Origin of the sequence: Brevundimonas sp. LPMIX5 (genome assembly GCF_003576505.1) — a bacterium.
In the GTDB taxonomy this organism is placed as follows: Bacteria; Pseudomonadota; Alphaproteobacteria; order Caulobacterales; family Caulobacteraceae; genus Brevundimonas; species Brevundimonas naejangsanensis.
Genome location: NZ_QWTZ01000010.1, coordinates 176652 through 189414, shown reverse-complemented (window position 1 = coordinate 189414; position 12763 = coordinate 176652). Strand labels below are relative to the sequence as shown.

13 protein-coding genes are annotated in these 12763 nt (G+C 67.8%); 4 read left to right on the top strand and 9 right to left on the bottom strand.

All coding sequences use genetic code 11. The features are described 5' to 3' along the window. Positions 1-130 precede the first annotated feature (130 nt). Positions 131-2038, bottom strand: coding sequence for a molecular chaperone DnaK (gene dnaK, locus D1604_RS10570; RefSeq protein WP_024354274.1), 1908 nt, complete (start codon positions 2036-2038; stop codon positions 131-133). A gap of 288 nt (positions 2039-2326) precedes the next feature. Here dnaK and D1604_RS10565 point away from each other — a divergent pair, with 288 nt between their 5' ends. Further along, positions 2327-2977 carry an alpha-ketoglutarate-dependent dioxygenase AlkB gene (locus D1604_RS10565; protein WP_119413242.1) on the top strand — a complete coding sequence of 217 codons (651 nt, stop codon included), beginning with the start codon at positions 2327-2329 and terminating at the stop codon, positions 2975-2977. 74 nt (positions 2978-3051) lie between these two features. Next, on the top strand, positions 3052-3957 hold the full coding sequence (locus D1604_RS10560; RefSeq protein WP_119413241.1) for a dienelactone hydrolase family protein: 906 nt from the start codon (positions 3052-3054) through the stop codon (positions 3955-3957). 114 nt (positions 3958-4071) lie between these two features. Here D1604_RS10560 and grpE read toward each other — a convergent pair whose 3' ends face one another. Both grpE and hrcA read right to left on the bottom strand, forming a co-directional pair. Next, positions 4072-4686: a nucleotide exchange factor GrpE gene (grpE, locus tag D1604_RS10555; RefSeq protein ID WP_119413240.1), complete on the bottom strand. Its 615-nt coding sequence runs from the start codon at positions 4684-4686 to the stop codon at positions 4072-4074. Then, positions 4683-5777, bottom strand: coding sequence for a heat-inducible transcriptional repressor HrcA (hrcA, locus tag D1604_RS10550; protein ID WP_024354278.1), 1095 nt, complete (start codon positions 5775-5777; stop codon positions 4683-4685). Before hrcA ends, grpE begins: the two co-directional genes overlap by 4 nt. Positions 5778-5892: 115 nt before the next feature. On the opposite strand from hrcA, the gene rph reads away from it, so the two are divergent. Both rph and D1604_RS10540 read left to right on the top strand, forming a co-directional pair. Further along, positions 5893-6618: a ribonuclease PH gene (gene rph, locus D1604_RS10545; RefSeq protein WP_087139716.1), complete on the top strand. Its 726-nt coding sequence runs from the start codon at positions 5893-5895 to the stop codon at positions 6616-6618. Positions 6619-6684: 66 nt separating this feature from the next. Further along, positions 6685-7059 carry a hypothetical protein gene (locus tag D1604_RS10540; protein WP_119413239.1) on the top strand — a complete coding sequence of 125 codons (375 nt, stop codon included), beginning with the start codon at positions 6685-6687 and terminating at the stop codon, positions 7057-7059. A gap of 139 nt (positions 7060-7198) precedes the next feature. Here D1604_RS10540 and pnp read toward each other — a convergent pair whose 3' ends face one another. The 6 genes from pnp to D1604_RS10510 all read right to left on the bottom strand — a co-directional run bounded on the left by pnp (position 7199) and on the right by D1604_RS10510 (position 12749). Continuing rightward, entirely contained in the window at positions 7199-9427 is a 2229-nt protein-coding gene (gene pnp / locus D1604_RS10535; protein ID WP_119413238.1) for a polyribonucleotide nucleotidyltransferase, read from the bottom strand. Positions 9428-9686: 259 nt separating this feature from the next. After that, a complete protein-coding gene (rpsO, locus tag D1604_RS10530) occupies positions 9687-9956 on the bottom strand; it encodes a 30S ribosomal protein S15 (protein ID WP_024354282.1) in 270 nt (89 codons plus the stop codon). A 90-nt stretch (positions 9957-10046) separates the two neighbouring features. After that, a complete protein-coding gene (gene truB / locus D1604_RS10525; RefSeq protein WP_119413237.1) occupies positions 10047-10979 on the bottom strand; it encodes a tRNA pseudouridine(55) synthase TruB in 933 nt (310 codons plus the stop codon). A gap of 3 nt (positions 10980-10982) precedes the next feature. Next, positions 10983-11435: a 30S ribosome-binding factor RbfA gene (gene rbfA / locus D1604_RS10520; protein ID WP_119413236.1), complete on the bottom strand. Its 453-nt coding sequence runs from the start codon at positions 11433-11435 to the stop codon at positions 10983-10985. Between the two features lie 65 nt (positions 11436-11500). Next, a complete protein-coding gene (locus D1604_RS10515) occupies positions 11501-12205 on the bottom strand; it encodes a DUF2459 domain-containing protein (RefSeq protein ID WP_233552038.1) in 705 nt (234 codons plus the stop codon). A 13-nt stretch (positions 12206-12218) separates the two neighbouring features. After that, on the bottom strand, positions 12219-12749 hold the full coding sequence (locus D1604_RS10510) for a hypothetical protein (protein ID WP_024354286.1): 531 nt from the start codon (positions 12747-12749) through the stop codon (positions 12219-12221). Positions 12750-12763: the final 14 nt, after the last annotated feature.

The following is a 12763-nucleotide window of genomic DNA, read 5'->3' as shown; positions in this document are numbered from 1 at the left end:
GAGGCGTTCCGTTCGCGGATGACCGACGGCCTGCCTGATGACATGGGCGCCCGGTCGAATGATGCAAGTTCTATGAAACGGCCCCGCCTGCCGTCTGACAAGCGGGGCCGAACATCAGTCAGGCGCCGGTTCAGGCGTCCTTCTTCTCGTCCGTGTCCGAGACTTCCTCGAACTCGGCGTCGACCACGCCGTCGTCGGCGGGCTGACCCTCGGCGTCGCCTTCAGCCCCGCCCTGCTGGGCGGCGTACATGGCCTCGCCCAGCTTCATCGAAGCCTGAGCCAGCGTATTGGTCTTCTCGCGGATGGCCTCGGGGTCCGTGCCGTCCTTGGCCGACTTCAGATCGTCCAGGGCCGACTGGATGGTCGTCTTGGTCGCCTCGTCGATCTTGTCGCCGTGCTCGGACAGGGCCTTCTCGGTCGAGTGGACCAGGCTGTCGGCGCCGTTCTGGGCCTCGACCAGCTCCTTGCGGGCCTTGTCGGCCGCGGCGTTGGCCTCGGCTTCCTTAACCATCTGGTCGATGTCCGCATCCGACAGGCCGCCGTTGGCCTGAATGCGGATCGACTGTTCCTTGTTGGTCGCCTTGTCCTTGGCCGTCACGTGGACGATGCCGTTGGCGTCGATGTCGAAGGCGACCTCGATCTGCGGCATGCCGCGCGGCGCCGGCGGGATCCCCATCAGGTCGAACTGACCCAGGACCTTGTTGTCTGCGGCCATCGGGCGCTCGCCCTGGAAGACGCGGATCGTCACGGCCGACTGGTTGTCGTCGGCGGTCGAGAAGACCTGGGCCTTCTTGGTCGGGATGGTGGTGTTGCGCTCGATCAGCGGGGTGAACACGCCGCCCAGCGTCTCGATGCCCAGCGTCAGCGGGGTCACGTCCAGCAGCAGCACGTCCTTGACGTCGCCCTGCAGCACGCCCGCCTGAACGGCGGCGCCCAGAGCCACGACCTCGTCCGGGTTCACGCCCTTGTGCGGTTCCTTGCCGAAGAAGGCCTTCACGGCTTCCTGCACCTTGGGCATGCGGGTCATGCCGCCGACCAGAACCACTTCGTCGATGTCCGAAGCCTTCAGCCCGGCGTCGGCCAGGGCCTTCTTGCACGGCTCGATGGTGCGCTGGACCAGGTCATCGACCAGGGCTTCCAGCTTGGCGCGCGACAGCTTGATGTTCAGGTGCAGCGGGCCCGAGGCGTTCATGGTGATGAACGGCAGGTTGACCTCGTACTGGGTCGTCGAGGACAGCTCCTTCTTGGCCTTTTCGGCCTCTTCCTTCAGGCGCTGCAGGGCCAGCTTGTCCGAGCGCAGGTCGACGCCCTGCTCTTTCTTGAACTCGTCGGCCAGGTAGTCGACCAGACGCATGTCGAAGTCTTCACCGCCCAGGAAGGTGTCGCCGTTGGTCGACTTCACCTCAAACACGCCGTCGCCGATCTCAAGGATGGAGACGTCGAAGGTGCCGCCGCCCAGGTCGTATACGGCGATTTTCTGACCGTCGTTCTTCTCAAGACCATAGGCCAGGGCCGCCGCCGTCGGCTCGTTGATGATGCGCAGGACTTCCAGACCGGCGATCTTGCCGGCGTCCTTGGTCGCCTGACGCTGGGCGTCGTTGAAATAGGCGGGAACGGTGATGACGGCCTGGGTGACCTTCTCGCCCAGATAGGCTTCGGCGGCCTCCTTCATCTTGCCCAGGGTGAAGGCCGAAACCTGCTGGGGCGAATAGTCCTTGCCGTGGGCCTGGACCCAGGCGTCGCCGGTCGGGCCCTTGACGATCTCGAAGGGCACCATGCCCTTGTCCTTGGCCACCACCGGGTCATCGAAATTGCGGCCGATCAGGCGCTTGATGGCGAAGAAGGTGTTGGCGGGGTTGGTCACCGCCTGACGGCGCGCGGGTTGGCCGACGAGAATCTCGCCGCCGTCCTGGATGGCGACCACCGACGGGGTGGTGCGGGCGCCTTCGGCGTTTTCGATGACCTTGGGGTTCTTGCCGTCCATGACGGCGACGCACGAGTTGGTCGTGCCGAGGTCGATGCCGATGATCTTGGCCATGGGCTTGTCTTTTTCACTCCTTGCGGCGGGCGATGCGGCGGCCTCGCAAAATCAAGCGCCGCGCGTGACCGCCCCCTGATGGGCTTCTGAAATCATGCCGCGCCGGACGCGAGGCCCGGTACGGCGGTGGATGAGGTCGGCGGACAAGCCCCTAACGAAAAGGGGGTTATCGCCGGATTGGCTCGGATATGGGAAAGACCGCAGGGGCTGCAAGGCCTTCCGCCCGCTTCCGGCCAGATTCCGCGCCTTATGGCGGACAAGTGTGCATCGCGCCGCTAAATTCAGCCGATGACCTCGCAAATCCCACCGCCAGCGTCCCCGGAAACTCCGACCGCCCTGCCCGGATTTCGGCTGTGGCCCGGTCTGCTGGACACGGCGGCGCAGGCGGAACTGCTGGCCGAGGTGCGAGCAGGGCTGGAGGCAGCGCCCCTCTATCGGCCGACAACGCCCGGCGGGCGGCCCTTCTCGGTGCGGATGAGCAATTTCGGCGCCCTGGGCTGGGTGTCGGACCGTCAGGGCTATCGGTATCAGCCGACACACCCGGCGACCGGAGCGCCCTGGCCCGCCATCCCGGCCCGCTTGCTGAGCCTGTGGGACGCCCTGACCGGCTGGCCGGCTCCGCCCGACGCCTGCCTGGTCAACCTCTATCAGGGCGAAGCGAAGATGGGCCTGCATCAGGACAAGGACGAACGCGACCTGACGGCGCCGGTGCTGTCGGTGTCTCTGGGCGATACGGCGGTGTTTCGCATCGGTCCGGCCCCCGACGAAACCGGAAAGGGCGGCGCCACCAGTACGGTGCGCCTGGCTTCCGGCGATGTCTGCACCCTGACCGGCCCAGCGCGGCTGGCGCGCCACGGGATCGACCGGCTGCTGGCCGGTTCGTCGCGCCTGCTGCCCGGCGGCGGGCGGGTCAATCTGACGCTGCGGGTCGCCGCCTAGGCCGGAAAGACTCGACGGCGGAGGGAAAGCCGAGGCACTGTCGCCGCTTCCACAGCGCCGACCGGAGACCCGAGATGACCCTGATCACCCGGCCCGAGGGCCTGAGCCCCGACCAGATCGCCCCCAGCCGCCGCAGTCTGGGCGTGGCGACGGCGGGCGGGCTGTTCTTCGCCGCCTACGCCCCCGCCGCCCTCAGCCAGTCCGCCCAGCCGATCGCCACCGACGCGGCGGGGCTGGTCACACAAGACGCAGCCTATCCGGCGCCCGACGGCTTTGACCTGCCCGCCTATATCGCCCGCCCCGAAGGCCCCGGCCCCTTCCCAGTCGTGATCGTCGTGTCCGAGATTTTCGGCGTGCACGAATACATCCGCGACGTCTGCCGCCGCCTGGCCAAGGCGGGTTATGCGGCCGTGGCGCCCGCCTTCTTCGTCCGCGTCCAGGACCCAGCCCCGCTCAGCGACATGCAGGCGATCCAGCGCATCGTCGGCGCGGCGAGCTATGAACAGGTCATGGGCGACATTGCCGCTACGCTGGACTGGGTCGGCACCCAATCCTGGGCGAAGGCGGACAAGGTCGGGATCACCGGCTTCTGCTGGGGCGGCAAGGTGGTGTGGCAGGCGATGGCCCGCTTCCCGGCGCTGGACTCCGGGGTCGCCTGGTACGGCCGCCTGTCGCCCGCCGCCAATGCGACCGACGACCAGAAGGCGGCGGGTCGCCCCTGGCCCATCGACCTGGCGGGCGAACTGAAGGCGCCGGTGCTGGGTCTTTACGGCGGCCAGGACAGCGGCATTCCCAACGACACGGTCAGGGCGATGAACGACGCGCTGAAGGCTGCGGGCCGGACCGACAGCCAGATCATCCTCTATGACGACGCTCCGCACGGCTTCCACGCCGATTATCGCGCCTCCTACCGCGAAGCGGACGCGAAGGACGGCTGGCGGAGGTTGCTGGAACTGTTCGATTCGAAATTGAAGGGCTAACCTCTCCACCCGCTCATCCCGGCGTCCGCCGGGATGAGCGGTTTATTTTGCAGGCGCATAAAAACGGCCCGACGCGTCTGCGCCGGGCCGTCGTCATATCAACGCGCGAAAGCCTCAGGCCTTGGCGTCGAAATTCCCGCCCGTCGTGTTCGGATCGGCATAGGCGCCGCCCGTCGCCGGGCCCGAGCCCTTGGCCGCGACCACCACCATGGCCGCGCGCACGGTGCGGCCGAACAGGGCGTAGCCCGGTTGCAGCGTCTGGATGACGGCGCCGCCCGGCACGGTGTCCGAGGGCTGCTCCATCATCGCCTGATGCAGGTGCGGATCGAAAGCGTCGCCCGGCGCCGGGTCGACGCGGGTCAGGCCGTTGGCCTCAAAGGCCGACAGCAGGGACTTCTGCGTCAGCTCCAGCCCCGTGACCATGGCCGCCGTGGGGCCGTCCGCATCCTTGGGCGCCGTCGCCAGACCGCGCTCCAGCGTATCGGCCACGCCCAGCAAATCCTTGGCGAAGCGCTGGATGGCGTAGGCGCGCGCGTCATTCTGCTGCGTCTCGGCGCGGCGCTTGGTGTTCTCGGCATCGGCCACGGCGCGCAGGGCGCGGTCTTTCCACTGATCGCGCTCGGCGATCAGGGCGTCGACCACGGCGTTCTCATCGCCCTCAGGCGCGAGATCGGCCTCGTGGATGTCCTGCTCGAGTTGGTCCCGGGTCTCGTCGTTGATGTCGTTCACGTCTCTTGTCCGTCCAGAATCCGGCCCAGCACCCGGGCGGTATAGTCCACCAACGGTATGACACGGGCGTAGTTCAACCGCGCGGGACCGATGACGCCGATGGCGCCCAGCACCCGCTGCCGGCCCGACATATAGGGCGCCGCGATCACGGCGGAACCCGAAAGCGAAAAGAGTCGCGTTTCGGCGCCGATATAGATGCGCACGCCCTGGGCGGCGCCGACGTCGTCCAGCAGGCCGATCAGCTGTTCTTTCTGCTCCAGATCGTCGAACAGAACGCGCACCCGCTCCAGATCCTCGGCCGCGCGGGCGTCCTGCAACAGATTGCCGCGCCCGCGCACGATCAGGTTGCGGTCGTGGCCTCCGCCGCCTGCGCCGCCGCTCCAGGCCGCCAGTCCGTCCTCGACCAGACGGGCGGCGGCGGCGTCCAGATCGCGCCGGGCAGCCTCCATCTCGGCCTTCATCTCGTGCCGTGCCTCGGCCAGCGGGCGCCCCTTCAGCCGCGCGCTGAGAAAGTTCGACGCCTCCTGCAGGGTCGAGGGCGTCACGCCCGGCGCCAGATTCATCAGCCGGTTCTCGACCACCCCGTCGTCGGCGACCAGCACCGCCAGCGCCTGTCCGCCGCCCAGAGCCACGAACTCCACATGGCGCACCCCCGCCTCGCGCACCGGGCTGGCGACGATGCCCGCCCCGCCCGCCAGACCCGACAGCAGGGAGGAGGCCGCATCCAGCGCCTCCTCGACATTGCGGCCGCCGCCCTTGGCGCCCATCACCGCCAGCCGGGCGTCGATCTCGCGCCGCTCCTCCTGACCGATGTCGCCGACCTCCAGGAGGCCGTCCACGAACAGCCGCAGCCCCGCATGGGTCGGCGCCCGCCCGGCTGACGTGTGCGGCGAGGCCAGCAGCCCGGCCTGCGTCAGCGCCTGCATGGTGTTGCGGATCGAGGCGGGCGACAGGTCCAGCCCGGCGCGCGACAGGGTGTGCGACCCCACCGGCTCGCCCGTCTCCAGATAGGTCTCGACCACCCGGCGGAAGATGTCGCGCGCCCGCGCATCCAGCGTCGCCAGACCCGGCGAGGGGTAAAGCAGGCTCATGGCGCCGCCCTCCGCCCCGTCAAAACGGAACGGAGACTCACCGCAAACGGGTCAGGGCGGGACAGGCTCATGGTTTCAGGATAAGCACGCGCCATCCCGCTTCCAAGGAATTCCCATGCGCCCGTCCGAACGCACCCCCGAACAACTCCGCACCGTCACGCTGGAAACCGGCGTCAACCGCTACGCCGAAGGCTCATGCCTGGTGTCCTTCGGCCATACCAAGGTGCTGGTGACGGCCTCGATCGAGGAAAAGGTGCCGGGCTGGATGCGCAACACCGGCCAGGGCTGGGTCACGGCCGAATACGGCATGCTGCCCCGCGCCACCCACACTCGCGGCCGCCGCGAAGCCGCCGCCGGCAAGCAGTCGGGCCGCACCCAGGAAATCCAGCGCCTGATCGGCCGCTCCTTGCGCGCCGTGGTCGACCTGAAGGCGCTGGGCGAGCGTCAGGTCCTGATCGACTGCGACGTGATCCAGGCTGACGGCGGCACCCGCACCGCCTCCATCACCGGCGCCTGGGTGGCCATGGCCAGCGCCCTCAACTACCTCAAGGACGAGGGCGTGCTGACGACCGACCCCATTCTGGATCAGGTGGCGGCCGTGTCGTGCGGCGTGTTCAAGGATCTGCCGGTGCTGGACCTCGACTATGAGGAAGACTCCACCGCCGAAGCCGATTCCAACTTCGTCCTGACCGGCGCAGGCCAGATCGTCGAGATTCAGGCCACCGGCGAGAAGCGCGGCTTCAGCCGGGCCGAGTTCGACCGTCTGTTCGAACTGGCGGAAATCGGCTGCACCGAACTGTTCGCCCTGCAACGCGCCGCCGTCGAGGCCGCCCGCCGATAAGGCTTTTCGCGGAGCCGGATCGGGGCCATCGTCGTTGCATAGGCGAACCCCGATCCGGAGCCCCGCATGACCCGACCGCCCCTTCTGGCCTGCCTGATCCTGAGCAGCCTGCTCGTCGCCTGCCAGCCGCGTCCTGAGCCAGCGGCCCCCGCGCCGGTCCCGACGCCAGCGCCCGCCTCGGCCCCCGAGCCCGAAGCCCGCCTGCCCGAAGGTCCGGATATGGCGCCCCAGCCGGTTCCGCTCGACGACCGCCCCTGCCTTGAGACCCTGGGCGAAGCCGCCTCCGCCCGCCTGGTCCAGCGCTGCATCGCCGTCAGCCCGGCCACGCGCCCGCCCTGCAACAGCGCCAATCCCTGCGACCTGATCCAGGGCGAGATCGATCGTTCCTGCGCGATGTGGACCCGCGACGGCGAAACCCCGCCGAAAGAATGCAAGGGCTGATCTTCTCCCTCCCCATGAAGGGGAGGGAGAAGGCGCGCTCAAGCAGCGAGCCGCCGCGCGGCAAACGATAGCGCCCAAGAAAAAACCCCGGCGGATCGCTCCACCGGGGTCTTCTTCAATTCAGCGATGACGCCGAGGCTTAGTCGCGACGGCGACGGCCGCGGTCGCCGCCGTTGCGGTCGCCCTTGGGACGGCCGCCGGTGTCTTCCGACAGCGGAGCTTCACCGCGTTCAGCGCGCTCGGCGTTGATCTTGTCGGTGATGTCCTCGCCGGTTTCCTGATCGACGACCTTCATCGACAGCTTGGTCTTGCCGCGATCGTCGAAGCCCAGGAATTTGACCTTGACCTCCTGGCCTTCCGACAGGACGTCGGCCGGGTTGGCGACGCGCTCCAGAGCGATCTGGGACACGTGGACCAGACCGTCCTTGGCGCCGAAGAAGTTCACGAAGGCGCCGAAGTCGACGACCTTCACGACCTTGCCGGTGTAGATCGTGCCGACTTCCGGCTCCGAGGCGATCGATTGGATCCAGGCCTTGGCGGCTTCGATCTTTTCCTGCTCGTTGGCGGCGATCTTGATGGTGCCGTCGTCGCCGATGTCGACCTTGGCGCCGGTCTTCTCGACGATTTCGCGGATGACCTTGCCGCCCGAACCGATCACTTCACGGATCTTGTCGACCGCGATCTTGATGGATTCGATCTTGGGAGCGAACTCGCCCAGCTCGGCGCGCGGAGCCTCCATCGCCTTCGACATTTCGTCGAGGATGTGCAGACGACCGGCCGAAGCCTGCGTCAGGGCCTGCTGCATGATCTCCTTGGTGATGCCGGCGACCTTGATGTCCATCTGAAGGCTGGTGATGCCTTCCGAAGTGCCCGCGACCTTGAAGTCCATGTCGCCCAGGTGGTCTTCGTCGCCCAGGATGTCCGACAGAATGGCGAACTCGCCCGACGGCTCCAGGATCAGACCCATGGCGATGCCCGAGACCGGACGGACCAGCGGCACGCCGGCGTCCATCAGGGCCAGCGACGAACCGCAGACCGTGGCCATCGAGGACGAACCGTTGGACTCGGTGATCTCCGACACCAGACGGATGGTGTAGGGGAAGTCTTCGCGCGACGGCAGCATCGGACGGATGGCGCGCCAGGCCAGCTTGCCGTGACCGATTTCGCGACGGCCCGGCGAGCCCATGCGGCCCGCTTCACCAACCGAATAGGGCGGGAAGTTGTAGTGCAGCAGGAAGGACTCTTTGTACGTGCCCGTCAGGCTGTCGATGTACTGCTCGTCCTCGCCGGTGCCGAGGGTGGCGACGACCAGGGCCTGGGTTTCGCCGCGCGTGAACAGCGACGAACCGTGGGTGCGCGGCAGGACGCCGACTTCCGAGACGATGGCGCGGACCTTGTCCAGAGCGCGACCGTCGACGCGGTGGCTGTTCTCGATGATATCACGACGCAGGACGTCGGCTTCGCATTCCTTGAACGCGGCCGAGAACTTGGACGAGTCGACGCCTTCCGGCTTCTCGTCGGTCTTCACCAGGGCCTCGGCGGCCTTCTTCTTGGCGGCGTCGACGCCCGAGCGGCGCTCATACTTGCCCGGGTGGGCGTAAGCGGCCTTGATGTCCTCGCCGACCAGCGACTTGATCGAGGCGACCACGTCCGAGTGGTCTTCGGCCTGGAAGTCGAACGGCTCCTTGGCGGCGTGCTCGGCCAGGTCGATGATGGCGTCGATCACCGGCTGCATGCCCGCGTGCGCGAACATCAGGGCCTCGAGCATCTTCTCTTCCGACAGTTCCTTGGCTTCGGATTCGACCATCATCAGGGCGTCCTGCGTGCCCGCGACGACCAGGTCCAGGGCGCTTTCGCCCATCTGGTCGATGGCCGGGTTCAGCACCAGTTCGCCGCCGATCAGGCCGACGCGCGCGGCGCCGATCGGGCCCATGAAGGGCACGCCCGAGATGGTCAGGGCGGCCGAGGCGGCGACCATGCCCAGGATGTCGGGATCGTTCTCAAGGTCGTGCTGCAGCACGGTGACGATGACCTGGGTCTCGTTCTTGAAGCCCTTGACGAACAGGGGGCGGATCGGGCGGTCGATCAGGCGGGAGACCAAGGTCTCCTTCTCGGTCGGACGGCCTTCACGCTTGAAGTAGCCGCCCGGGATCTTGCCGGCGGCGAACGTCTTCTCTTGATAGTTGACGGTCAGGGGGAAGAAATCCAGGCCCGGCTTGGGCTGGCGGCCGTAGACGACGGTGGCCAGGACCACGGTCTCGCCGTAGGTCGCCAGCACGGCGCCGTCGGCCTGACGGGCGATGCGGCCCGTCTCCAAGGTCAGCGGGCGTCCGGCCCACTCGATCGTCTTGCGTTTGATATCGAACATGTTTCGTCTTTCGTCTCCCGCGGGCGTATTCCCGTCGGGGGTGTGCGGAGCGTCAGGCCGTTCAGTCCTTAACGGTCCCCGGTGACCTGACCGCAATGTCGCGGCCGGGCGGGTGATTGAGGACCGGATTCAAGGCCCTCGCGTCGGTTGCGCCGGTCAGACCCGCGGCGCGCGGGAAGCTTGCTACTAATAGCGGAACGAGGCGCGGACGTGTCCGCCCGCGCCTCGTGGAGATTATCCGATCCGCAACCGGGGCGCCTTAACGACGCAGGCCCAGCTTGGCGATCAGCGCCTGATAGCGGGCGCTGTCGGTCTTGTTCAGGTGGTCCAGAAGGCGACGACGCTGCGAAACCTGCTTCAGCAGGCCACGACGCGAGTGGTTGTCCTTCTTGTGGGTCTTGAAGTGCTCGGTCAGGTTGGCGATGCGTTCCGTCAGGATCGCGACCTGCACTTCGGCCGAACCGGTGTCGCCCGTCGAGCGAGCGTTGTCGGCGATGACTTCAGCTTTACGTTCAGCTGTAATCGACATCGGAGGTCCTTTCTTGCCCTAACGCTCGCCTCGCGGAGGCTCGCTGTTTGAGGGCGTTGGAGTTCCTGTCGGCAAGCGGGTAGGCCTGCTTCAAGGGAGGTTGAAAACACGGTCGGGTTCAAGCCGACCGGCCCTGAGATTGCCGAGCGCGACCAGGGTTCCGCCCTCGAAGACCGAAACCAGCCGCGAACCGGCGGTGAGCCGGGCCTTGAGCGTTTCAATCTGTCGGGGGAGCAGAACGATCGGCCGTCCCTGCCTCAAAGAGAGGGCGTCCTGATCCGTCACGGCCAACTCCGGGATGTCGTCCAGAGCGGTCGAAACGGGCAGCAAGCCCTCAAAGGCGGCGCCCTTATGCGCCAACTCCTCAAGAAAATCCAGCGTTACGGCGTTGTCGACCGAGAACGGCCCCACCCGCTCGCGTCGCAGGTCCGAGACATGGCCCTCGGCGCCCAGCATGATCGCCAGGTCGCGCGCCAGCGAACGGACATAGACGCCCTTGCCCGTCCGCATCGTGATCTCGACGTGATCGGCGTCGGGCGCGGCCGTCACCGCCGCCTCATGAATGGTCACCCGGCGCGATTGCAGCTCGACCTCGACCCCCGCCCGCGCCAGATCATAGGCGCGCTCGCCGTTGACCCTCACGGCGGAAAAGGCGGGCGGCGTCTGGTCGATCTCGCCGACAAACGACGGCAGGGCCGCCGTCACCGCCTCGACCGAAGGCCGCACGTCCGACCGGGCGATAATCTCGCCCTCGCGGTCGATGCTGTCGGTCGAAATGCCCCAGTGGATGGTGAAGCGATAGACCTTCTGCGCTTCCATCATGAAGGGCACGGTCTTGGTCGCCTCGCCCAGCGCAATGGGCAGAATGCCCGAGGCCAGCGGGTCCAGCGTCCCGGCATGGCCCGCCTTCTGGGCGTTGAACAGGCGACGGACCTTCGTCACCGCCTCGGTCGAGCCCATCTCATAGGGCTTGTCGAGGCAGACCCAGCCGTTGACGAGATCGCCCTTCTTGCGCCGTGCCATGAGTCAGTCTTCGCCCTGGTCGTCAGCCTGTTCGATGTCGGCGCGCACGCGCGGATCATTGAACAGACGGTCCATGTGGCTGGCGGCGTCGAAGCTCTCGTCGTGGCGGAATTTCAGATCCGGCGTGAACTTCATGTCGATGCGGCGGCCCAGCTGACCGCGCAAGAATTTGGCGTGTTCATTCAGCGCCTTGATGATGGCGCTCTCCTGCCCGGCCGTCTCGGCCGCCTCGACGCCCGCGCCCAGCGGCTCGACGAAACAGGTCGCGTGGCGCAGGTCCGGGCTCATCCGCACCTCGGTCACGGTGACGGAGACACCCGCCAACGCCTCGTCGTGGATCTCATGTTCGCGCATCACGTCGACCAAGGCGTGGCGGATCAGTTCGCCGGCGCGCAGCTGGCGCTGCGACGGTCCCAGGGGACCGCTGGCGTTGCGGGTGTGTTGCTTGCGGGCCATCGGGGCTCCTCCTGCTCGCGCCGCCGGGGATCGGACGCCGGCTCTGAAACGCGAAGGGGCGGGGTCTAGTCGCCTGCGTCGCTCAAGTCCAGTTCCGCCACGCGCTGTTCGGCGGTTCTCGCCGCCCGCATCACCGCGCCTGAGGTCAGGCTGCGGACCATCGGCATGGGCAGGCCGCCCGCGTTCAGCACCTCGGCCGTCCAGTGATTGCACAGATGGCCGACCCAGAAGGTCTCATGGCTGGCGTAGAAGACAGCGTCGTCGCCCGGCCTGCTGGCCGCGATGACCGCCCGCCCCTCTGCATCCAGCCGCAGCGAGGACGCCACGCGCGCGCGCAAGGCTGCAAAACCGTCGGGCGACAGGCTCAGGGTCGCCCGCGTCTTCTCGGGCAGAAGGGTCGGATCGACCGGATCGGGGTCCAGCATGACCACGGAGGGATTGCCGCCCGGCCTGAAGAAGGCCCGCGCGCCGTCGGGAAGCCGCCCGCTGATCGGCCCCTGTTCGACATAGAAGACGGCGTCGCCCCAGCCGATCCGCACCCAGTCGCCGGGCGGCAGGGCTCGCACGGCCCGCGCCAGCGCATCGTCTCCGGCCGCCAACGCCGCGCGCGGCGCCGCCAGATCGGTGTGAAACCCGTTGTCGAGCAGATGAACGACGATCGCCGCCTGCTCTCCCTCGGGTGGAAACAGCGCCGGATCGCCCGGCCGCTGCGCCGTCCACAGACCCGCCAACAGACCCAGAAGAACAGCGAAGCTCCAGCGGATGAGCACGCCCGCCTCGCCTTTAGTTGTTGCCGAATGCGGCCGGAACGTCGCGCGCGGGCGAAGAGCCCTGCATTGTCGCCCACTCGCCCCGATAGCTGTAGTTCAGGCTGACGCAATGACGGAACTGGCCGTCGGCCCAGCGGCCGACCGTCTCGATCGTCAGCGGATGGCCGGCGCGCACCCGGCCCACGACGATGAAGGCCTCATCCGCGCCGGGGCACAGGGCGCGTGACAGGGCGCGACCGTCGCCGTCGGCCGTGATGCTGTAGACTCCGCCGTCAGCCGCGCCCTGAGGCAGGACGCGCCGGACCTGATCGGGCCCGCCGCGCTCGAACCGGGCCGATCCGCGCGAGGTCGAGGAGAAGAGGTTCTTCACCGAGGTGGCGCCGAACCAGCCGCGCTCCACCTCCAGCGTCACGCCGCGCGTCAGAGCCTGGGTGGCGCGATCCCTGGCGTCGAACGACAGGAACCGCGTGTCGGCCAGCGCGGGCGTCGCCACGCTGGCGGCCACGAAGGCGATCAAGAGCAGGGACAGTCCAGGGCGTGACATTGGCGGCCTATTCT

Excerpts from the sequence above, each read along its gene's own strand:
- rph (WP_087139716.1), top strand. The coding sequence starts at position 5,893 with ATGCGCCCGTCCGAACGCACCCCCGAACAACTCCGCACCGTCACGCTG.
- D1604_RS10510 (WP_024354286.1), bottom strand. The coding sequence starts at position 12,749 with ATGTCACGCCCTGGACTGTCCCTGCTCTTGATCGCCTTCGTGGCCGCC.
- hrcA (WP_024354278.1), bottom strand. The coding sequence starts at position 5,777 with ATGAGCCTGCTTTACCCCTCGCCGGGTCTGGCGACGCTGGATGCGCGG.
- rbfA (WP_119413236.1), bottom strand. The coding sequence starts at position 11,435 with ATGGCCCGCAAGCAACACACCCGCAACGCCAGCGGTCCCCTGGGACCG.
- D1604_RS10565 (WP_119413242.1), top strand. The coding sequence starts at position 2,327 with ATGACCTCGCAAATCCCACCGCCAGCGTCCCCGGAAACTCCGACCGCC.
- D1604_RS10540 (WP_119413239.1), top strand. The coding sequence starts at position 6,685 with ATGACCCGACCGCCCCTTCTGGCCTGCCTGATCCTGAGCAGCCTGCTC.
- dnaK (WP_024354274.1), bottom strand. The coding sequence starts at position 2,038 with ATGGCCAAGATCATCGGCATCGACCTCGGCACGACCAACTCGTGCGTC.
- rpsO (WP_024354282.1), bottom strand. The coding sequence starts at position 9,956 with ATGTCGATTACAGCTGAACGTAAAGCTGAAGTCATCGCCGACAACGCT.
- truB (WP_119413237.1), bottom strand. The coding sequence starts at position 10,979 with ATGGCACGGCGCAAGAAGGGCGATCTCGTCAACGGCTGGGTCTGCCTC.
- D1604_RS10560 (WP_119413241.1), top strand. The coding sequence starts at position 3,052 with ATGACCCTGATCACCCGGCCCGAGGGCCTGAGCCCCGACCAGATCGCC.
- pnp (WP_119413238.1), bottom strand. The coding sequence starts at position 9,427 with ATGTTCGATATCAAACGCAAGACGATCGAGTGGGCCGGACGCCCGCTG.